Origin of the sequence: Rhodococcus sp. p52 (assembly GCF_000763325.2) — a bacterium.
GTDB classification, from domain to species: domain Bacteria; phylum Actinomycetota; class Actinomycetes; order Mycobacteriales; family Mycobacteriaceae; genus Rhodococcus; species Rhodococcus pyridinivorans.
The window spans coordinates 3,261,353-3,281,110 of record NZ_CP016819.1; the positions used below are offsets into that span (position 1 = coordinate 3,261,353).

The 19,758-nt window shown below is 69.5% G+C and carries 20 protein-coding genes; 15 read left to right on the plus strand and 5 right to left on the minus strand.

Translation table 11 applies throughout. The features are described from left to right. Positions 1-9 precede the first annotated feature (9 nt). Together rimM and trmD are read left to right on the plus strand one after the other, a co-directional pair. Positions 10-600, plus strand: coding sequence for a ribosome maturation factor RimM (gene rimM, locus IM25_RS15085; protein ID WP_019289112.1), 591 nt, complete (start codon positions 10-12; stop codon positions 598-600). Between the two features lie 3 nt (positions 601-603). Beyond that, complete coding sequence (trmD, locus tag IM25_RS15090; protein WP_006550956.1) at positions 604-1,311, plus strand: tRNA (guanosine(37)-N1)-methyltransferase TrmD; 708 nt, start codon at positions 604-606, stop codon at positions 1,309-1,311. 18 nt (positions 1,312-1,329) lie between these two features. Here trmD and IM25_RS15095 read toward each other — a convergent pair whose 3' ends face one another. Then, positions 1,330-2,316, minus strand: coding sequence for a hypothetical protein (locus IM25_RS15095; protein WP_232333335.1), 987 nt, complete (start codon positions 2,314-2,316; stop codon positions 1,330-1,332). Between the two features lie 155 nt (positions 2,317-2,471). Between IM25_RS15095 and IM25_RS15100 the strand changes: the two genes are divergently transcribed. The 9 genes from IM25_RS15100 (at position 2,472) to dprA (ending at position 11,560) form a co-directional block, all read left to right on the plus strand. Next, the gene (locus tag IM25_RS15100; protein ID WP_033096500.1) at positions 2,472-4,832 is read left to right on the plus strand and encodes a Tex family protein; all 2,361 of its coding nucleotides are present in this window, start codon (positions 2,472-2,474) and stop codon (positions 4,830-4,832) included. Between the two features lie 68 nt (positions 4,833-4,900). Further along, a complete protein-coding gene (locus IM25_RS15105) occupies positions 4,901-5,806 on the plus strand; it encodes a hypothetical protein (RefSeq protein WP_033096501.1) in 906 nt (301 codons plus the stop codon). 83 nt (positions 5,807-5,889) lie between these two features. Beyond that, positions 5,890-6,231, plus strand: a complete 342-nt coding sequence (gene rplS, locus IM25_RS15110) for a 50S ribosomal protein L19 (protein ID WP_006550960.1) — start codon at positions 5,890-5,892, stop codon at positions 6,229-6,231. Positions 6,232-6,459: 228 nt separating this feature from the next. Beyond that, a complete protein-coding gene (gene lepB / locus IM25_RS15115) occupies positions 6,460-7,269 on the plus strand; it encodes a signal peptidase I (protein WP_006550961.1) in 810 nt (269 codons plus the stop codon). Beyond that, entirely contained in the window at positions 7,266-8,018 is a 753-nt protein-coding gene (locus IM25_RS15120) for a ribonuclease HII (RefSeq protein ID WP_024100630.1), read from the plus strand. Before lepB ends, IM25_RS15120 begins: the two co-directional genes overlap by 4 nt. A 37-nt stretch (positions 8,019-8,055) precedes the next feature. Further along, complete coding sequence (locus IM25_RS15125) at positions 8,056-8,370, plus strand: DUF2469 domain-containing protein (protein ID WP_006550963.1); 315 nt, start codon at positions 8,056-8,058, stop codon at positions 8,368-8,370. A gap of 177 nt (positions 8,371-8,547) precedes the next feature. After that, positions 8,548-8,922 (plus strand): YraN family protein, encoded by a 375-nt coding sequence (locus IM25_RS15130; RefSeq protein WP_006550964.1) that lies wholly within the window; start codon positions 8,548-8,550, stop codon positions 8,920-8,922. Continuing rightward, positions 8,922-10,430: a YifB family Mg chelatase-like AAA ATPase gene (locus IM25_RS15135; RefSeq protein WP_065996150.1), complete on the plus strand. Its 1,509-nt coding sequence runs from the start codon at positions 8,922-8,924 to the stop codon at positions 10,428-10,430. The genes IM25_RS15130 and IM25_RS15135 overlap by 1 nt, the downstream gene beginning before the upstream one ends. Continuing rightward, a complete protein-coding gene (gene dprA, locus IM25_RS15140; RefSeq protein ID WP_033096503.1) occupies positions 10,427-11,560 on the plus strand; it encodes a DNA-processing protein DprA in 1,134 nt (377 codons plus the stop codon). The genes IM25_RS15135 and dprA overlap by 4 nt, the downstream gene beginning before the upstream one ends. Before the next feature lie 24 nt (positions 11,561-11,584). Here the strand turns inward: dprA and IM25_RS15145 are convergent, their stop codons facing one another. Together IM25_RS15145 and IM25_RS15150 are read right to left on the minus strand one after the other, a co-directional pair. Beyond that, the gene (locus IM25_RS15145; protein WP_065996151.1) at positions 11,585-12,901 is read right to left on the minus strand and encodes a ClC family H(+)/Cl(-) exchange transporter; all 1,317 of its coding nucleotides are present in this window, start codon (positions 12,899-12,901) and stop codon (positions 11,585-11,587) included. 142 nt (positions 12,902-13,043) lie between these two features. Then, the gene (locus IM25_RS15150; RefSeq protein WP_006550968.1) at positions 13,044-13,310 is read right to left on the minus strand and encodes a DUF6953 family protein; all 267 of its coding nucleotides are present in this window, start codon (positions 13,308-13,310) and stop codon (positions 13,044-13,046) included. 114 nt (positions 13,311-13,424) lie between these two features. Here IM25_RS15150 and IM25_RS15155 point away from each other — a divergent pair, with 114 nt between their 5' ends. Next, positions 13,425-14,189 (plus strand): siderophore-interacting protein, encoded by a 765-nt coding sequence (locus IM25_RS15155; RefSeq protein WP_033096505.1) that lies wholly within the window; start codon positions 13,425-13,427, stop codon positions 14,187-14,189. A 15-nt stretch (positions 14,190-14,204) separates the two neighbouring features. Here IM25_RS15155 and IM25_RS15160 read toward each other — a convergent pair whose 3' ends face one another. Further along, positions 14,205-15,392, minus strand: coding sequence for a multidrug effflux MFS transporter (locus IM25_RS15160; RefSeq protein ID WP_065996534.1), 1,188 nt, complete (start codon positions 15,390-15,392; stop codon positions 14,205-14,207). An 85-nt stretch (positions 15,393-15,477) separates the two neighbouring features. Here IM25_RS15160 and IM25_RS15165 point away from each other — a divergent pair, with 85 nt between their 5' ends. Continuing rightward, entirely contained in the window at positions 15,478-16,416 is a 939-nt protein-coding gene (locus IM25_RS15165; RefSeq protein WP_033096506.1) for a tyrosine recombinase XerC, read from the plus strand. A 66-nt stretch (positions 16,417-16,482) separates the two neighbouring features. Beyond that, positions 16,483-18,009, plus strand: a complete 1,527-nt coding sequence (locus IM25_RS15170) for a MinD/ParA family ATP-binding protein (RefSeq protein WP_033096507.1) — start codon at positions 16,483-16,485, stop codon at positions 18,007-18,009. A gap of 50 nt (positions 18,010-18,059) precedes the next feature. On the opposite strand, the gene IM25_RS15175 is transcribed toward IM25_RS15170, so the two are convergent. After that, positions 18,060-18,563 carry a M23 family metallopeptidase gene (locus IM25_RS15175; protein WP_006550973.1) on the minus strand — a complete coding sequence of 168 codons (504 nt, stop codon included), beginning with the start codon at positions 18,561-18,563 and terminating at the stop codon, positions 18,060-18,062. Positions 18,564-18,871: 308 nt separating this feature from the next. On the opposite strand from IM25_RS15175, the gene rpsB reads away from it, so the two are divergent. Further along, positions 18,872-19,714 carry a 30S ribosomal protein S2 gene (gene rpsB, locus IM25_RS15180; RefSeq protein WP_024100637.1) on the plus strand — a complete coding sequence of 281 codons (843 nt, stop codon included), beginning with the start codon at positions 18,872-18,874 and terminating at the stop codon, positions 19,712-19,714. Positions 19,715-19,758 lie beyond the last annotated feature (44 nt).

The window sequence follows — 19,758 nt, forward strand, 5'->3', positions numbered from 1 at the left end:
CGAGCGTCGATGGAGCTCGTCGTGGGCCGTGTGGCCAAGTCGCACGGCATCAGAGGCGAAGTCGTCGTCGAGGTTCGCACCGACGAACCCGAAGAGCGCTTCGCCGTCGGCGCGGTCCTGCGTGGCCGTAAGCCTCGCGACAGGCACCTGCACGAGTACACAGTGGAAGCCGCCCGGGAGCACTCCGGGCGGCTTCTGCTGCGCCTGCAGGGCATCGACGGTCGCGACGCCGCCGACGCACTGCGCGGGGTGCTGTTCGTCGTCGACAGCGCCGACCTTCCGCCGTCCGACGACCCGGACGAGTTCTACGACCACGAACTCGAAGGGCTGACGGTGCGGATCGTCGCCGGTCGCCCCGACGGCGGAACCGAGGTCGGCACCGTCCGCGAGGTCCTGCACACGGCCGCCGGTGAACTGCTGTCGATCCGGCCAGCCGGCCAGGAGCGCGGAGAGTTACTCGTCCCGTTCGTCACCGAGATCGTCCCGACGGTGTCGGTCCGGGACGGCGTGATCGAGATCGATCCGCCCGAAGGACTCCTCGACCCCGACTTCGGGGAACCGCCGTCCAAGAAGAAGAAGTCGACCGAGGGGAAGCAGTAGTCCGTGCGGCTCGACGTCGTCACCATCTTCCCCGAATATCTCGAACCCCTGCGCGTCGCCCTGCTCGGCAAGGCGATCGACAAGGGGCTCATCTCCGTCGGTGTGCACAACCTGCGCGACTGGACGCACGACGTGCACAAGGCCGTCGACGACGCGCCCTACGGCGGCGGACCGGGCATGGTCATGAAACCCACCGTGTGGGGACCGGCGCTCGACGACGTGCTCGCCGGGCCCGACGGTGAAACCGATCCCGACGTACTGCTCGTCGTCCCGACGCCCGCCGGTCGCCGCTTCGATCAGGCCACCGCACAACGGTGGTCGAAGGAGAAGCGGATCGTCTTCGCCTGCGGCCGCTACGAAGGAATCGACCAGCGCGTCTTCGACGATGCCGCGCGGCGCGTGCGCGTCGAAGAAGTGAGCATCGGCGACTACGTCCTCATCGGTGGGGAGGTCGCCGTCCTCGTCATGGTCGAGGCCGTCGTCCGTCTGCTGCCCGGTGTACTCGGCAATCAGGCGTCGCATCAAGAGGATTCGTTTTCCGACGGACTGCTCGAAGGGCCGAGTTACACTCGGCCGGCGGTGTGGCGCGACCTCGAGGTGCCACCGGTGCTGCTGTCCGGCGACCACGGCAAGGTCGCTCGCTGGCGCCACGAGCAGTCGCTCGAACGCACCCGCGAACGACGACCCGATCTGCTCCCGTCCGACGACTGACGCCGGGCCCGACGGTCCTCAGGGCCGGTGCGCGCTTCCGAGCGTCGTCTCGACCGCCAGCGTGACGGTCTCGCGCGCGTGTTGCGCGCTCCCGTCGTCCGTCGCGTCGTACATCGCCGTGTCGGGCAGGAAACCGGTGTCGTAGAAGGGATCCGACTCTTCGTAGGTGACGGTCTCCCGCGCCGCGACCACGACCGCGTACCGGTGGTCGTCGCCGAAGAACCCGGTGGACAGGTGCAGCCATTCACCGGCCGGGCAGCACATCCACCCCTGCTTCACACCCAGGTCCGTGGAGTCGCCGAGACCCTCGGGAAGCCCGAAACGCTGGTCGTATCCGTCGATGCCCTCGTCGGTGAACTCCACCAGATGGCCGACGATCCGGGCCGCGCTCTCATCACCGGAGGCACTGTCGCCGAGCAGATCGTCGTACCAGGTCAGCAGGTCCGACGCCGTCGTGGTCGTGTTCCACCACCAGGACCCCGGATCCGGGGGAGTCGTGCCGGTCAGGTTGTGCCGCTCCACGACGTGCTCGACGATCTCGGGACCACCGTAGGTCTCCCACAACAGCGTCGCCGCGTTGTCGTCCGACGACCGCAGCATCGACCGGATCAACTCGTGGTCCTCGTCGGCGAGCGTCGCCTCGCCCGTCACCTCGCGGTACAGGACCTCCTCGGCGATGAACAGCTTCACCGTCGAGGCGGTCTCGAAGGGTTCGTCCGAACCGCCGAGCACGCGGGTCCCGGATTCACGGTCGAGCACGGCGACAGTCAGGCGCGCTCCGCGGCTGTCGGCGAGCGCGACGGCCGCGTCGATCTGTCGGGGCAGTTCGGCCGTCGACAGCGTCACGGTCGATTCGTCGGAATCGGTGTCCGTCACCGAGGCGAGACCGAGCGCCTCGTGCGGGAGCGGATGGGAGCCCATCGATTCGCAGCCGGATACGGCCAGTGCGGTGGCCACGCACAGCATCATCGCGCCCGATCGTGCGCGTCCGCGCCCGTGCTTCATGTCCGGTTCCTGCATTCCATTGTGCTGTGGACGATAGCGCCGGTCCACCCGGCAGCCTGCACGGACCCCGCTCGCGAGCGCGAGTGCCGTTACGCGCGCAGGCGCCCCACGGTCACAGGCGCGGGCGGGGGACGGCAACTGTAGGGTCGTTCGACGTGACGACCGAACTCGACACCGTGAACCAGCGGATCGCCCAGGAACTCGACGTCCGCGAAGACCAGGTCGCTGCGGCCGTGGGACTGCTCGACGGCGGCGCGACCGTGCCGTTCGTCGCGCGCTACCGTAAGGAGGCGACCGGCGGGCTCGACGACGCCCAGCTGCGCACCCTCGAGGAACGCCTCCGCTATCTGCGTGAACTCGACGAGCGCCGTGTCGCGATCCTCGAATCGATCGAGGCGCAGGGCAAGCTCGACGACACGCTGCGCGGACAGATCATGCTCGCCGACACCAAGGCGCGGCTCGAGGACATCTACCTGCCGTTCAAGCCGAAGCGGCGCACCAAGGCGCAGATCGCGCGCGAGGCCGGTCACGAACCTGTCGCCGACGCGCTCATCGGCGACCCCACCACCGACCCCGCCGGATACACCTCCGAGCAGCTCGACGGTGCGCGCGCCATCCTCGTCGAACGCTTCGCCGAGGACGCGGACCTCGTCGGCGAGCTCCGCGAGGCGATGTGGACGCGCGGCAAGGTGAGTTCCACCGTGCGGTCCGGCAAGGAGAACGACGGCGCGAAGTTCTCCGACTACTTCGAGTTCTCGGAACCGTTCACCCAGCTGCCCTCGCACCGCATTCTCGCCCTCCTGCGCGGCGAGAAGGAGGAGGTGCTGTCGCTGTCGTTCGATCCCGAGATCGACGAGCCGGTGCCCGGTGAGCGCAGCTACTACGAGGGCCGGATCGCGACGCGCTTCGGCATCGCCGACGAGGGACGCGCCGCCGACAAGTGGCTGCTCGACACCGTGCGGTGGGCGTGGCGCACCAAGCTGCAGATGTCGCTGTCGCTGGACATCAGGATGCGGCTGCGGCAGTCCGCCGAGAAGGACGCGGTCGACGTCTTCGCCGCCAACCTCAAGGACCTGCTGCTCGCCGCACCGGCCGGAACGCGACCGACGATGGGCCTCGACCCCGGCTACCGCACCGGCACGAAGGTCGCCGTCGTCGACGCGACCGGCAAGGTCGTCGACCACACCACCATCTATCCGCATCAGCCGCACAACAAGCGTGACGAGGCCCTCGCGGTGCTCGCCGCGCTGGTCGCGCGGCACGGTGTCGAACTGATCGCCATCGGCAACGGCACGGCGTCGCGTGAGACAGACGCTCTCGCAGCCGAACTCGTGTCGCTGGCGAAGGTGCCCGGGCTGACGAAGATCGTGGTGTCCGAGGCGGGCGCGTCCGTCTACTCGGCCTCCGAGTACGCCACCAAGGAACTCCCGGATCTCGACGTGTCCATCCGCGGTGCGGTCTCCATCGCACGCCGCCTGCAGGATCCGCTCGCCGAACTGGTCAAGATCGACCCGAAGTCGATCGGTGTCGGCCAGTACCAGCACGACGTGTCCGAGACGATGCTCGCGCGGTCGCTGGGCGCGGTCGTCGAGGACGCGGTGAACGCCGTGGGTGTCGACGTCAACACGGCATCTGTCCCGCTGCTGTCGCGGGTCTCGGGTATCACCGGCTCGCTCGCGGAGAGCATCGTCGCTCACCGCGACCAGAACGGTCCGTTCCGTGCACGGAGAGCGCTCGAGGACGTTCCGCGACTCGGCCCGAAGGCCTTCGAACAGTGCGCGGGCTTCCTGCGCATTCCCAACGGCGACGACCCACTCGACGCGTCCGCGGTGCACCCCGAGGCGTATCCGGTGGTGCGGCGGATCGTCGACCGGACCGGCAGCAGCGTCCGCGAACTGCTCGGCAACATCGCGACCCTGCGGAAGCTGCGCGCCGACGAGTTCGCCGACGACCGCTTCGGTGTCCCGACCGTCACCGACATCATCTCCGAGCTCGAGAAGCCCGGCCGCGACCCGCGTCCGGAGTTCAAGACCGCGACGTTCGCCGCCGGTGTCGAGAAGGTCGCCGACCTGAAGCCCGGCATGGTCCTCGAAGGAGTGGTCACCAACGTCGCGGCCTTCGGTGCGTTCGTCGACGTCGGTGTGCACCAGGACGGCCTCGTGCACGTCTCCGCGATGTCGCGCAGCTTCGTGAAGGATCCGCACGACGTCGTCCGGTCCGGTGAGGTCGTCAAGGTGAAGGTTCTCGAGGTCGACGTCGCGCGCCAGCGCATCGGTCTGACGCTGCGCCTCGACGACGAGGTCCCCACCCCGGGCGCCGAGAAGTCGGGCGGCCAGCCGCGCGGAGGTGGCCGTCGCCCCGGAGGTCAGGGCAGCGGCAACCAGGGCGGCGGTCGTGGACGCAGCGGTCAGGGCAATCGTGGGCAGCAGGGCCGTGGCGGCGACCGCCGTTCGACGCCGGCCGCCTCCGGATCCTTGGCCGACGCCCTGCGACGCGCCGGTTTCGGCAACAACTGACGCGAATCACCGGGTCACTCCTGCAATGCTGTGGACATGAGATCCACGGTGGCCGGGGTGATCCGGTGATGCTCGACTGGATGCGGCGCGAGATCGTCGATCAGGGCCGCCTGCCGCTGCTGTTCTTCTTGCTCGGTTTCGTGGCCGCGTTCGTCTTCATCCGGATCAGCGTGCGGTTGATCCGCGCGCAGGTGCGCTGGTGGCCCGGCAACATCACCCCGGGCGGTCAGCACGTGCACCACGTGGTGTTCGGTGTCGTCACGATGGTGATCGCCGGTGGGGGACTGATCGCGATCTCGGAGGACGCGAACCGCGTCGCCGCGTGCATCCTCGCGGCGCTCTTCGGAGTCGGTGCCGCACTGACACTCGACGAGTTCGCGTTGATCTTCTATCTGAACGACGTGTACTGGGAAGAACAGGGACGGGTGTCCGTCGACGCCGTCTTCGTGGCGATCGCCGTGACCGGGATGTGGTTGCTCGGTCTGCGACCGTTCGAACTCGGGGACACCACGAACTTCGAGGACAGCGGTGACTGGGCCGGACGGGCCGCGCTGGTGGTGGCTGTGCTCGTGAACCTCCTGCTCGCCGCGATCGTCCTGGTGAAAGGAAAGATCTGGACGGGCCTGGTGGGGCTGTTCGTCGTTCCGCTGCTGTGGGTCGGCGCGATCCGGCTCTCCCGGCCCGGCGCGCCCTGGGCTCGCTGGCGGTACGGCAAGCGGCCCCGTCGCATGGCGCGCGCGCTCGAACGCGAACGTCGACTGCGGCGCCCGGTGATCCGCGCCAAGATCTTCGTGCAGGATCTCGTCGCGGGCGCACCGACGCTCGAAACCGTGCGGGGCAGTGTCGAGCACTCGCGCACCGCGACCGAGGCCGAACTGGACCGTCGCGTCAAGCCGGCGCCACCGCCGATTTCATCGATCGGTGTTCCGTCTGGCACAATGGACGGGTTGCCCCGTTCGGGCACGCCTACCTGACCTGGGCACGAACCGGTCGAGCCCGCCACACGGCGGTCGCCGCCAGGTTCCTCTGCTCGAGCGAACAAGAGGATGAAAAACCGATGAACACCCTGGACTTTCTGGACGCCAAGTCGCTGCGCGACGACATCCCGGACTTCCGTCCCGGCGACACTCTCGACGTGCACGTCAAGGTCATCGAGGGCAGCAAGGAGCGTGTGCAGGTCTTCAAGGGCGTCGTGATCCGGCGTCAGGGCGGCGGCATCCGCGAGACCTTCACCGTCCGCAAGGTTTCCTTCGGCGTCGGCGTGGAGCGCACCTTCCCGGTCCACAGCCCCAACCTCGCCAAGATCGACGTGCTGACCCGTGGCGACGTCCGTCGCGCGAAGCTCTACTACCTGCGTGAGCTGCGCGGCAAGGCTGCCAAGATCAAGGAGAAGCGCTGATCTTCGGCCGCTGACCAGCCCCTCGGGCTGCTCGGCACGGCTCCCGAGCCACTCGATACAGCATCCGACGACCCGGCCCGGACTTCCGTCCCGGCCGGGTCGTCGTCGTTGTGGGCAGCGGTCTGTCCCTCTCCCGTCCGGTCGACGGTCGTCCTCGGCGGGCCGCCGTGCCGCAGACGCTAGTCTGTCGAGGTGGCAGATTCCCCGCACGATCCGGCTCGACCGGATGTGAACCGCAACGATGTTCGAGGTTCGGCTCGGAGCGATCGAGCCGACGGTGCACACCACCGGCGCGAGGACCCCGCAGCGAAGGACACCGCCCCGAAGGCGAAGAAGCAGAAGTCGTTCTGGCGTGAACTGCCGATCCTGGTCGTCGTCGCACTGGCCCTGAGCTTCCTGCTGCAGACCTTCGTGGCGCGGGTCTATCTCATCCCCTCGGAGTCGATGGAGCCGACACTGCACGGCTGCCCGGGCTGCACCGGCGACCGCATCGTCGTCGAGAAGGTGGGATACCGCTTCACCGACCCCCGTCCCGGCGACGTCATCGTCTTCGAAGGCCCCGACTCGTGGTCGGCCGGCTACACCTCGACCCGTTCCGACAACGTCGTCGTGCGGGGACTGCAGGAGATCGGTTCGCTCGTCGGCGTCGTGCCGCCGGACGAGAACGACCTCGTCAAGCGCGTGATCGCGACCGGCGGGCAGACGGTGGAATGCTGCGACGACCAGGGCCGTGTCCTCGTCGACGGTGTCCCGCTCGACGAGCCGTACGTGACCATGGACTTCCCGTTCACCCCGGGTGTCGTCACCTGCGAGACCGAGGTCCCCTCCGGGCGTTGCTTCGGGCCCGTCACCGTGCCCGAGGGCCACGTCTGGGTGATGGGCGACAACCGCAGTAACTCGGCCGACTCGCGCTACCACGTCGGGGACGAGCACCAGGGCTCTATCCCGCTGGACAATGTCATCGGAAAAGCCCGCTTCATCGTGCTGCCTCCCGGCAGATGGGGCCTCATCGACTCACCGGAGATCCTTCCCTCGTGACTGCTTGGCCACCTCGACCCGTGATCCGTCGCTCCTCCGGACTGCGCACCATGGAGTCCGCGCTCGCGCGGTGCGGTCTCGGTCCGGTAGCGGGGGTCGACGAAGCCGGCCGCGGTGCCTGCGCCGGGCCGCTCGTCGTCGCCGCGTGCGTGCTCGGCGACCGGCCGCACGCGTCGCTCGACCGGCTCGACGATTCGAAGAAGCTCACCGAACGCATCCGCGAGGAGTTGTACTCGGTGATCGTGCGACGCGCCCGGGCGTGGAGCGTGGTGGTGATCCCCGCGGAGGAGGTCGACGCGATCGGCATCCACGTCGCCAACATCGAAGGCATGCGACGCGCGGTGGCAGGTCTGTCGACTCCGCCCGGTTACGTGCTGACCGACGGCTTCCGGGTGCCCGGACTGCCCGCGCCGTCGCTGCCCGTGATCGGCGGCGACGCGGCGGCCGCGTGCATCGCGGCGGCCAGCGTGCTCGCGAAGGTCACACGCGATCGCATGATGGTCGACCTCGACGGCGAGCTACCGGAGTACGGTTTCGCAGTACACAAGGGCTACAGCACTCCGACGCACATGGCGGCGTTGGCCGAGCACGGCCCGTCACCGCAGCACCGGCGGTCGTGGGCCAATGTGCGCTCGGTGTGCGGAGTGCCCGCAGTGCGACGTCGGCTGTTCGCCGACGACCTGGTTCGTCGATCGTATGCAGACGACCTGGGGCGTCGATTGTTCACCGACGAGGCGGATGCGGGATGATTGCAGGACACACCAGACTGGGAGGACACCGAGACCGATGAGTGCCGAGGATCTCGAGAAGTACGAAACCGAGATGGAACTCTCGCTGTACAGGGAGTACCGGGACATCGTCGGTCAGTTCGCGTACGTCGTGGAGACCGAACGCCGGTTCTACCTGGCGAACGCGGTGGAATTGCTGCCGCACAACGCCAACGGCGAAGTGTACTTCGAAGTGCGCATGTCCGACGCCTGGGTGTGGGACATGTACCGTCCCGCCCGCTTCGTCAAGCACGTCCGTGTCATCACCTTCAAGGACGTCAACATCGAAGAGCTCGACAAGCCCGAACTGAGACTGCCCGACAAGCTGGGCTGACGCCCTCGGGGATGACCCTGCGCACAGCGGCCGCATCCTAGCCGGGGCGCCGACACCGAGCCGTTCTCCGTGGCTCGTCGCCCGCCGTTGTGCACAGGCACCGCACTCATCCACAGTTTCCCCGATCTTCGTGCTCGGACCCCGATTCCGCGTGTCCCGGTCCTCCACAGTGGGGGCATGCAGGGGACCAATCGGACATCACACAACCGGGATCTGGGCGCGCGAGGCGAGGATCTTGCCGCCGAATACCTCGAGTCGACCGGCATGGTCGTGCTCGAACGGAACTGGCGCAGCCGATACGGCGAACTCGATCTCATCGCACAGGACGGCGCGTCCGTCGTCTTCGTCGAGGTCAAGACCCGCACCGGCACCGGCTACGGCACCCCCGCCGAGGCGGTGACGCCCGCGAAGGCCGAAAGGATCCGTCGCCTCGCCGGACTGTGGTTGTCCGAGCAGACGCGCCGCTGGTCGCACATCCGCGTCGATGTGGTCACCGTCCTGCTCGCGCGGGGACACGCCCCGGAGATCACCCATCGCAAGCAGGTCCTCTGATGGCGCTCGGCCGTGCCTGGTCGGTCGCCGTCTCCGGGATCGACGGGCAGGTCGTCGAGATCGAAGCCGACATCGGGCGAGGTCTGCCGGGCGTGACGATGGTCGGGCTGCCCGACACCGCGCTCCAGGAGTCGCGCGACCGGGTGCGCGCCGCCGTGTCGAATTCCGGTGCCAAGTGGCCGGATTCGAAGGTCGTGCTCGCACTGTCGCCGGCCACGCTGCCGAAGGTCGGCAGTGTCTACGATCTCGGACTGGCGTGCGCGGTGCTCGACGCAGCGGATGTCGTGCCGACCGAGGCCGTCTCCCGGACGGTGCTGCTCGGCGAACTCGCGCTCGACGGGCGCGTCAGGCCGGTGCGCGGTGTGCTGCCCGCCGTGCTCACGGCGAAGAAACACGGCTGGGCGCGCGTGGTGGTGCCGACCGCGACGATGACCGAAGCGGCGCTCGTCGACGGCATCGACGTCTACGGCGCCGAGACACTGCGCGAGTTGGTGCTCTGGCTCCAGGGCGACGGTCCGCTCGAACGGCCCGATCCGCGCGCGCTGCCACCGCGGGCGGTGCGCGGCGATCTCAGCGAAGTGGTCGGCCAGCACGAAGCGCGTCGCGCGATCGAGGTCGCTGCGGCCGGCGCGCACCACCTGATGTTGACCGGCCCGCCGGGAATCGGGAAAACAATGCTCGCGCAGCGACTTCCGGGGATCCTGCCGGACCTGGACGAAAGTCACGCCCTCGAGGTGACGGCCATCCATTCGGTGGCGGGCACCCTCACCAGCGACCGGCCGCTCGTGACGGAGCCGCCCTTCATCGCGCCCCATCACACGGCGTCGGTGAGTTCGCTGATCGGAGGCGGTACCGGCATGGCGAAACCCGGCGCGGTGAGCCGGGCACACCGTGGCGTGCTGTTCCTCGACGAGGTCGCCGAGATGGGGACGAAGACACTCGAAGCGCTGCGGACGCCGCTCGAGGACGGGGAGGTGCGCATCGCCCGCCGGGACGGTGTCGCGCGATATCCGGCCCGCTTCCAGCTGATCCTCGCCGCCAACCCGTGCCCGTGCGCACCACCACGCGACGCCGACTGCGTGTGTGCGCCGACCGCACGTCGCCGCTATCTGGGGCGTCTGTCGGGCCCGCTCCTCGACCGCGTCGACCTGCGGGTCCGGATGCAAGCCGTCGCGACCAGCGCGTTGATGGGGGAGACCGGCGAGAGCACCGACGACGTACGGGCGCGTGTCGCCCGGGCGAGAGCCGCGGCACGCGAGCGGTGGGCCGAGCACGGCTGGGCCACCAACGCCGAGGTGCCCGGGCCGGCTCTCCGGCAGAAGTTCCGTCTTCCACGTGCTGCGCTCGAACCCGTCGAATGGGCGCTGCGCAAGGGCGCCATCACCGCGCGAGGAGCGGATCGGGCACTGCGGGTCGCGTGGACGCTGAGCGACCTCGACGGTTCTGATTCGCCGACGGCGACGCACGTCGCTGCCGCACTCGACTTCCGGGATCGGGGTGTCGCATGAGCGGGCACGGCGACGAACGGCGCCTGGCCTGGGCCTATCTGTCGACCGTCGCACAGGGTGCGTCGCGTTCGTTGTCGGCGGCAGTGGAAGCGGAGGGTGTACTCGAGGTGGCAGCCGCCATCCGGTCGGGTGCGGGCCTCGACGAACTCTCGTCGCGGTACTCGGTGCGGGCACACCTCGATACCGCGGCACGGGATCTCGATCGTTTGGGACGGGCCGGCGGGCGACTGGTCACGCCCGACGACGACGAATGGCCTGCCTGGCAGATGCTCGGCTTCGGCACTCTCGACACCGCGACCGACGCCGAAGGGCCACCCCTCGCGCTGTGGGTGTGGGGGAGCCGGCGGATCGACGACCTCGCCGAACGCGCGATCGGCATCGTCGGGACCCGCGCCGCGAGCGGTTACGGGGAGCACGTCACCGCCGAGATCGCCGGGGATCTCGCCGCCGACGGATGGACGGTCGTGTCCGGCGCGGCCTTCGGCGTCGACGCGGCCGCACACCGCGCGGCGCTCGGGGTGGGTGGCACCACCGTCGCGATCCTGGCCTGCGGTGTCGACCGGGCGTATCCGGCGGCACACGCGACGATGTTGCGGCGGATCTCCGAATCGGGTCTGGTGGTGAGCGAGTATCCCCCGGGCACGACTCCGGCGCGGTACCGGTTCCTCGCCCGCAACCGGCTGATCGCGGGGTTGTCCGCCGGCACGGTCGTCGTCGAGGCGGGCTGGCGCAGCGGGGCGCGCAACACCGCGGCGTGGGCGCGACGACTCGGGCGGCCTGTCATGGCGGTGCCCGGACCGGTGACCTCGGCGGCCTCGCAGGGCTGTCACCGCATGATCAGGGAGGGCGAGGCGCGTCTGGTGGGCGCGGCGCGCGACGTCGTCGAGGAGTGCGGTCCGCTGCTGGCGGGCGGGGACGACGACCTCGACGGCCTGTTCCGCCGCGACCTGGACGGATTGTCGGGCGACATGGCCCTGGTCTACGAGGCGCTTCCGGCGTCGGATGTCTGTGATCCGGCGATGGTGGCCGAGTCCGCGGGGCTGCCGATCGAGCGGGTGCGGGCGGCGCTGCCCCTGCTCGAACTCGACGGTCTGGTGGTGGTGACGGACGGAGGGTGGCGGCGGACGTGACGGCGGATCGACGCCCGGGGCGGTCTACCCCCGGTCGGGAGGGGGGCCGAACATGCGGTCGCGCAGGCTGTCGTAGATGGGCGGGACCCGCGTGGAATACGCCACGACGACGGCGCAGATCGTCGCGGCGAGCATCGGGACCGTCACTCCCGTCGCCGCGGTCATCTCCACGACGAGGACGACTCCGGTGATCGGGGCCCGCACCGACGCGCCGAAGAGAGCGGCCATCCCCGCGATGGCCATCGGCACGGCCAGGGACGACCCGATCCCGGGGACGATCGCGGTACAGATCCCGGCGCACAACAGACCCCAGAGAGCGCCCAGTGCGAGGAGCGGCGCGAACAGTCCGCCCGGTGTCCCGGCCGCGTACGACAGCGGGCCGGCGACGAACCGCAGCAGGACGTACCAGGCGACCACCGGCAGTGCGAGCGCACCACCGCTCACCACGTGCTGGACGAGGGAGTCGCCGCCACCGCCGGCCCACGGTGCGACCACGGACAACAACCCGACGAGTCCGCCGATGATTGCAGCCTTCATCACCGGGGAGAGCGACCGGACCGACTCCACCACGCTCAGCGAGCCCAGGACCATCCGGTTGTAGGCCGCGCCGAGCAGTCCGGTGAGCAGACCGAACACCACGAACACGGGCAGCAGGACGATCGACGGGGGAGCGATGGGGTCCACGGCGAAGTCGGGGGTGTCGCCGACGATCGTCCGCGAGCACACCACCGCGGCGGCCACCGACAGGACGACGGGTACGACCGTGCGGAAACGGAAGCTGCCGGTGACCTCCTCGAAGACGAACAGCGCACCGCCGATCGGGGCATTGAACGCGACCGCGAGTCCGGCACCGGACACCGAGGTCTGCAGCAGACGTTCGTGCTCGGGACGCCGGGCGCAGCGTGCGGTCTCGGCGCCCACCGCGGCACCCATGTGCACGATCGGGCCCTCCCGTCCCAGGACGAGACCCGACCCGATCGACAGGAGCGCCCCGACGAATCTGGAGGGCAGCACCGACAGAGGTGGGGGCTCGGCCTGCCCGCGGTCGACGGCTTCGACGTGCTGGATTCCGCTACCCGAGGCGAGGGGGACCATCCGGACGATCAGCGCTGCGAGCAGAGCGCCAAGGATCGTGATTCCCACCGGCACGAGCCATCCCGGACCGGGAAGTTCGTGCGCCCACTCCGCGGTGTGGATCCGCCATCGCTCGAGCCGTTCCAGGCACCAGCGGAAGGCCCCGCCGACGACGCCGATGACGGCGCCGGCCACGATCGCCAGCACACAGATCGTCGCCAGTTCGCGAGCGGGAACGGTAGGTTCCCGCACGTTCTCGATGTCCACCCGGCGCCCTCCGACCTGCCGCCGACGCGCCGATCCGCCCGGCGGTGCCGGAGACGGTCGCGCGAAGGAGTCGTGACCGTATGTTCACAGACTCCGAGACGTTTCGCGGGGACGCGCGAGGGTGAATTCGGAGGAGGACCGCCTACTCGGCCGAGGTGTCGGCGGTCGGCTCGTCCTCGACGTACCAAGCGCGGTCCTCGCGGTCCCATTTCACGGCACCGCGGTGGGCCTTGCGGAACTCCTTGAGGACGGCGCGGTCGATCGAGGGGTGGCCGTTGTCGTTCACGTAGATCCACTCGGAGCCGAACTTGGCCTCGATCGCGTCGACCATGTCGGTCTGGGTGACCCTGCGTTCGGTGGTGATGATGTCGGTCATCCATGTGGCGATGTCGGCCGCGGTGGTGCTCATGTTCTCGAGCCTAGAGCCTCGCCGATCGTGACCTCCCCGCCGCACCCCGCGACAGAGTACGGTGACGCGAGATAGGTAACCCTAATAGGAGGTTCGGTGGCACGGAAAGCGCCCATGGGGACGACACTCACGGTTCTGCGGACCGAGGCGATCGGCGAGCACTTCGTCCGCGTGGTGCTCGGCGGAGACGGCTTCGGCGAGTTCCAGGCCCGTGCGGAGACCGACAGCTACGTGAAGATCGAGCTGCCCGCGGGGGACGAGACGGTCGTCCGCACCTACACCGTCCGGCGCGTGGACCCGGACGCCGGGGAGATCTGGATCGACTTCGTCGTGCACGGCGACGAGGGTGTCGCGGGGCCGTGGGCTCACTCGGTGCAACCGGGCACGCAGGTCGTGGTGCGGGGACCCGGCGCGGGATACCGGCCCGATCGCTCCGCCGACTTCCATCTGCTCGCCGGCGACGAGACCGCGATCCCTGCGATCGCGACTGCGCTCGAGGACCTGCCCGCCGACGCGCGGGGCGCGGTCTTCCTGGAGGTCATCGGTCCAGGCGACGAACTGAAACTCGACGCGCCGGCGGGTGTGGACATCACGTGGCTCCATCGCGGTGTCGCGGCCGGTGACGCCGGTGCCGACCTGATCGACGGCAACTCGCCGCTCGTCGCAGCGGTGAAGGCCCTGCCCTGGCCGGGCGGCGACGTGCAGGTCTTCGTGCACGGTGAGGCCGAGGCCGTCATGAAGCACATCCGGCCGTACCTGCGGAAGGAACGGGCCGTACCGCCGGCACGCGCGTCGATCTCGGGTTACTGGCGTCGCGGACGCACCGAGGAGGGCTTCCGCGTATGGAAGAGCGAACTGGCGGCCGTCGAGAGCAACTGACGGCGGCGGTTCGCGTCAGCTCGAGGACTCGCGCGCCGGCACCGCGGCCGAGTCACGCGCCAGCACCGCAGCGGAGGTGAGCGCGAGTCCCGAGCACACGACGATGGCGACGGCCATCGGGATACCTGTGCCTTCGCCGCCGAGCCCGACGAGGGGGGAGACCACGGCGGCGAGACCGAACTGGGAGGCGCCGATCACGGCGGAGCCCGTACCGGCCGCCTTCGGGACCTGCGACTGGGCCAGCGCGGTGGCGTTGCCCAGCGTCAGGCCCATCATGCTGATCGCGACGAACAGCAGCGGCAGGATCAGCGCCGCGACGTAGCCGACGACGACCATCGTCAGCAACAGCAGGGCGCCCGCCGTGAACATGGTGGTCACACCGAAGAGCAGCAGTGTCCGCACCTCGAACCGGCCGATGAGGCGGGGGTTGACGGCATTGGCCAGCACGAGACCGGCCGAGTTCACGGCGAACACCATCGAGAACTGGCCGGGGCTCAGACCGAGGATGTTCTGGGTGACGAACGGCGAGGCCGAGATGTACGAGAACATGGCGCCGAAGCCCAGGGCCATCGCGGCGGCGTAACCCACGAAGCGTCGCTGCCGGAGGACGTACCCGAAGTTGCCGGCCATCGTCTTCAGACCGCCGCCGTGCCGCTCCTCCGGCGGCAGGGTCTCCGGGACGAACGCGAAGGCGCCGACGGCCATCAGGACGGCCAGGCCCGTGAGCACCCAGAAGATGCCGCGCCATCCGATCGGTCCAAGCAGCACACCACCGAGCAGAGGAGCGGCGACGGGCGCGATGCCACCGATGATCATCATCAGGCTGAACAGCTTGGCGGCCTGATTGCCTCGCGCCCGGTCGGCGATGACCGCCCGGGCGAGGACGATGCCGGTGCCGCCGCTGAAGCCCTGGACCAGACGCGCAGCGATCAGGATCTCGACGGTGGGTGCCATCGCGCAGATCGCGCTGCTCACCGCCAGGACGATCGTGCCGGCGAGGATCAGCCGTCGACGGCCCCAGCCGTCCGACAGGGGACCCACGAGCAGCTGGCCGAGTCCGAGACCCGCCATGAACGTCGTGAGTGTGAGCTGGACGCCGACGGTCGAACTGCCCAGGCTCTCCGCCATGACGGGAAGTCCCGGGAGGTACATGTCCGTGGCGAGCGGCGCGATCGCCGACAGCAACGCCAGGGCGCACAACATCGGTACCGGGATCGTCTTGTTCACGAAAGCACCTTAGTCGGCGCGGGCCGTTGCACCCGAGGCGGTCGTGCCGCACGGTAGACCCATGCGAGGCAAGGAATCCGACATGCTCCCCGCGACGCTGGACGTGCACCTCGAGGACTTCGTCGACCACCTCCGCCTCGAAGGCAACCGCTCGGAACACACGATCCGCGCCTATCGCGCCGACATCCGTTCGCTGTTGCAGCACCTCGCCGACCGGAATCCCGATGCGCGCATCACCGACCTCGACCTCGATCTGCTGCGATCCTGGCTCGCCGGGATGGTGGCGGCGGGAGCGGCCCGCACCACGCTCGCGCGGCGCACCTCGTCGGCACGCGTCTTCACGGCATGGCTCGTACGCACCCGCCGACTCGACGCCGATCCGGCGACGCGTCTGGTCTCGCCACGTCCGCACCGCTCCCTGCCCGCCGTGCTCCGCGACGACCAGGCACTGGAGATCATGGAGGCCGCGAAATCCGGTGCGCGTGAACTCGATCCCGTCGCACTGCGTGACCGGGTGATCGTCGAGCTGCTCTATGCCACCGGAATCCGGGTCGGTGAGCTGTGCGCGGTCGACATCGACGACGTCGACGCCGAGCGGCGGGTCGTCCGGGTTCTCGGCAAGGGCGACAAGGAACGGATCATTCCCTACGGAGGTCCCGCGGCAGAGGCGCTCGACGCGTGGCTGCGTCACGGACGCCCGCATCTCGCACGACCGTCGTCGGGTGCGGCGCTGCTGCTGGGCAAGCGTGGTGGCCGGATCGATCAGCGGCAGGTCCGGTCTGTGGTGCACGACGCCGTCTCGTCGGTGCCGGGCGCACCCGACCTCGCACCGCACGGCCTGCGGCACAGTGCTGCGACGCACCTGCTCGAAGGGGGAGCGGACCTGCGCGTGGTCCAGGAGGTGCTGGGCCATTCGAGTCTGGCCACCACGCAGCTCTACACCCACGTGTCGGTGGCGCGTCTGCGCGCCGCGCACGATCAGGCTCATCCCCGCGCCTGATCGGCCTGCCCGAGAAGCCGTCCCGGTTTGATAGCGTGCGCCGGCACCATCGAATCGGGGGAACAGATGAGACGCAACGAACCGGGTCCTGCCGTGCCCGCCTGGCTGCAGGACCCACCGGAATCCGGAACCGACCACGCGCGCCGCGGCCTCCGCCGCGCGGCCAGAGTCGCCGAGACGCTCGGCTCCTCCACTTCGCCTGGCGACGGTGCGATTCCGCCCACTGCCTCCGCTCCGATCGAGATGACGGCCTCCGTGCCTCTCGGCATGGCGTTGCGGCCCCGGATCAGCGCAGACGACCCGGAGCCGGAGGCGTCCGAACCGCTCGTCGCGCACAAACCGGCGCGACCCGAGAATCCGGTGCTCCCATCGTCGGAGCCCGAGGCGGCGGTCTCGGCAGCGACCGATGCGGTGGTTCCGGAAGCCGTGACCGAACCCGAGCCTGAGCCCGTCTTCTCGGAAGCGGCACCCGAAGCCATGGAGACGCAGCCCGACACTGTGGCACCTGCACCTGCACCTGCACCTGCACCTGAGGTGTCGGGCCCGGAGACTACGGAGGTCGCTCTTGGACCGGTCGAACCCGAGGTCTCGGGCCCGCTACCGGCGCGAACGGACGCTCCGGTCGACGACCTGCAACACGAGGCCCAGCGGTTCGACCATCAGCCGTCGAATGTCGACCTCGCGTCGGGAGTGCTCGTCCGCAGGTCACGACGTTCCACGCGGCGGTGGCGGGAGCGGGTCGACCGGCTGACCGGCGGCAGGCTCGACGGAGGAGGCAGTGAGCGCCGCGAGGAGCTCGTCGCCCGGATCCGCCAGCCGATCCCGGGCGACTACCGGATCGCGGTGCTGTCGCTGAAGGGCGGGGTGGGAAAGACCACCACGACCGTCGGGCTCGGGTCGACGTTCGCGTCGCTGCGCGGCGACTGCGTCATCGCCGTCGACGCGAATCCGGACTTCGGCACCCTCGGGCAGAGAATTCCGCAGCAGACCACCTCGACGGTGCGGGACCTGCTCGCGAACGCGTCGAACATCCGCCGGTACTCGGACGTGCGTGCCCACACCTCCCAGGCGCCGAGCCGGCTCGAAGTGCTCGCGAGCGAACGCGATCCCGCTGCCTCCCAAGCGTTCAGCGAGGAGGACTACCGCCGCGTCGTCGGCATTCTGCAGGTCTACTACAACGTGATCCTCACCGACTGCGGGACCGGGATCATGCAATCGGTTATGCGGGGCGTGCTGGACCTGGCGAACACCCTCGTCCTCGTCGCCTCACCTGCGGTCGACGCGGCCCGCAGTGCGGCGGCGACCCTCGACTGGCTGCAGGCGCACGGCTACTCCGACCTGGTCGAACGCACGGTCGTGGTGATCAGCTCGCCGCGCCCGGGTGCGGCGAGCATCGACATGGACGCGCTGACCGCGCATTTCCTCGCGCGGTGCCGGGCGGTGAAGGTGCTGCCCTTCGACGAGCATCTCGCCGAGGGAGCCGAGATCGATCTCGAACGCCTCCGCCCCGCGACACGCACGGCGTTCGTCGAACTCGCCGCGATGGTCGCCGACGACTTCCCTGCACTGTCGGGTCGACACGCGGGGCGCTAGTCGGGTCGACACGCCGTGCGCCAGGCGGGGCGCACGGGCCCCGGGACGTCTCATACCGGCAGCAGGCGGATCACCGGGCGCTCGACGAGGGGCAGCGGGTCGAGATAGTCGTCGCGGCCGCGTCGGAGTCCCCAGTGCAGGCATGCGGGGGAGGCGCAGCCATCGTGACCGGCGACGACGGTGCCGATGGGATCGCCCCTCGTCACCCGGCGACCCGCGGCGACCGCCGCCTCCACCGGCTCGTAGGTGGTGCGCAGCCCGCCCTCGTGATCGACGGAGACCACAGGCTTCCCGGCCACGACACCGGCGAACGCGACGACGCCGTCACCGGCGGCCACGACGGTCTGCCCCACGTGTGCGTCGAGGTCGACACCGCGGTGACCGGGGAGCCAGTTCTGCTCGGGCGGGTCGAACTGCCGGCTCACGACCGGCCGGGGATCGAGCGGCCACACGAACCGTCCGGCGTCGGCCGATCCGGGTCCCGGCGCAGCGGTGAGCACGACGACCGCGGCGATCACGACGGCGAGCGACCGGAGGGGAGCGGTGAGGAGCATGCCCGCCAGCCTCGTGAATCGGAGTCGCTGCGCACCAGGGGGGCGACGCGATCTGTGGACAACTCCGGATCCGTCCACAGGTCCGGTGACTCCCGGTTAGGGATCCGCGCCTGCTCCGCGTACACTTGTCGGGCGGTCTGTATACGCAGATCGACTTCGCGCGTCCGCGCATCGATGCCGACCCGTTTCTTCGGGCCGCATCGGAAATGGCCGTCGGCCGGTCCCGCAAGGGTTCGACGGGCATGTGGGCGCCAGGGCGGGGATCGGAAGATCCACCGCGGAAACCGACACGAAAGAGAGAAACAGGCATGCCTGTTGTGACTATGCGGCAGCTGCTCGACAGCGGCGCCCACTTCGGACACCAGACCCGTCGCTGGAACCCGAAGATGAAGCGGTTCATCTTCACCGACCGCAACGGCATCTACATCATCGACCTGCAGCAGACCCTGACGTACATCGACAAGGCGTACGAGTTCGTCAAGGAGACCGTCGCTCACGGTGGAACCGTGCTGTTCGTCGGCACCAAGAAGCAGGCTCAGGAATCCATCGCCGAAGAGGCCACCCGCGTGGGCATGCCCTACGTGAACCAGCGCTGGCTCGGCGGCATGCTCACCAACTTCTCGACCGTTCACAAGCGCCTGCAGCGCCTGAAGGAGCTCGAGTCGATGGAGCAGACCGGCGGCTTCGAGGGACGCACCAAGAAGGAAATCCTCATGCTCACGCGTGAGAAGAACAAGCTGGAGCGCACCCTCGGCGGCATCCGCGACATGGCGAAGGTTCCGTCGGCGATCTGGGTCGTCGACACCAACAAGGAGCACATCGCCGTCGGTGAGGCCCGCAAGCTGAACATCCCGGTCATCGCCATCCTCGACACCAACTGCGATCCGGACCTCGTGGACTACCCGATCCCGGGCAACGACGACGCGATCCGTTCCGCGGCGTTGCTGACCAAGGTCGTCGCTTCCGCTGTCGCCGAGGGCCTGCAGGCCCGCGCCGGCAAGAGCAGCGACGCGGAGGCCAAGCCCGAGGCCGGTGCCGAGCCTCTCGCAGAGTGGGAGCAGGAGCTGCTCGCGCAGGCTACCCCCGCCGCCGACGCCGAGGCGCCCGCAGCGGACGTAGCCCCCGCAGCAGACGCGGCCCCCGAGGCCTGATTCGTTGCCCGGCCCCGACCTTCCGATCGAGAGATCCTGGTCGG

Coding starts and splice junctions, on each gene's coding strand:
- rimM (WP_019289112.1), top strand. CDS start 10: ATGGAGCTCGTCGTGGGCCGTGTGGCCAAGTCGCACGGCATCAGAGGC.
- IM25_RS15095 (WP_232333335.1), bottom strand. CDS start 2,316: ATGAAGCACGGGCGCGGACGCGCACGATCGGGCGCGATGATGCTGTGC.
- IM25_RS15105 (WP_033096501.1), top strand. CDS start 4,901: ATGCTCGACTGGATGCGGCGCGAGATCGTCGATCAGGGCCGCCTGCCG.
- rplS (WP_006550960.1), top strand. CDS start 5,890: ATGAACACCCTGGACTTTCTGGACGCCAAGTCGCTGCGCGACGACATC.
- IM25_RS15125 (WP_006550963.1), top strand. CDS start 8,056: ATGAGTGCCGAGGATCTCGAGAAGTACGAAACCGAGATGGAACTCTCG.
- IM25_RS15130 (WP_006550964.1), top strand. CDS start 8,548: ATGCAGGGGACCAATCGGACATCACACAACCGGGATCTGGGCGCGCGA.
- IM25_RS15135 (WP_065996150.1), top strand. CDS start 8,922: ATGGCGCTCGGCCGTGCCTGGTCGGTCGCCGTCTCCGGGATCGACGGG.
- dprA (WP_033096503.1), top strand. CDS start 10,427: ATGAGCGGGCACGGCGACGAACGGCGCCTGGCCTGGGCCTATCTGTCG.
- IM25_RS15150 (WP_006550968.1), bottom strand. CDS start 13,310: ATGAGCACCACCGCGGCCGACATCGCCACATGGATGACCGACATCATC.
- IM25_RS15155 (WP_033096505.1), top strand. CDS start 13,425: ATGGGGACGACACTCACGGTTCTGCGGACCGAGGCGATCGGCGAGCAC.
- IM25_RS15160 (WP_065996534.1), bottom strand. CDS start 15,392: ATGTTGTGCGCCCTGGCGTTGCTGTCGGCGATCGCGCCGCTCGCCACG.
- IM25_RS15165 (WP_033096506.1), top strand. CDS start 15,478: ATGCGAGGCAAGGAATCCGACATGCTCCCCGCGACGCTGGACGTGCAC.
- IM25_RS15170 (WP_033096507.1), top strand. CDS start 16,483: ATGAGACGCAACGAACCGGGTCCTGCCGTGCCCGCCTGGCTGCAGGAC.
- IM25_RS15175 (WP_006550973.1), bottom strand. CDS start 18,563: ATGCTCCTCACCGCTCCCCTCCGGTCGCTCGCCGTCGTGATCGCCGCG.
- rpsB (WP_024100637.1), top strand. CDS start 18,872: ATGCCTGTTGTGACTATGCGGCAGCTGCTCGACAGCGGCGCCCACTTC.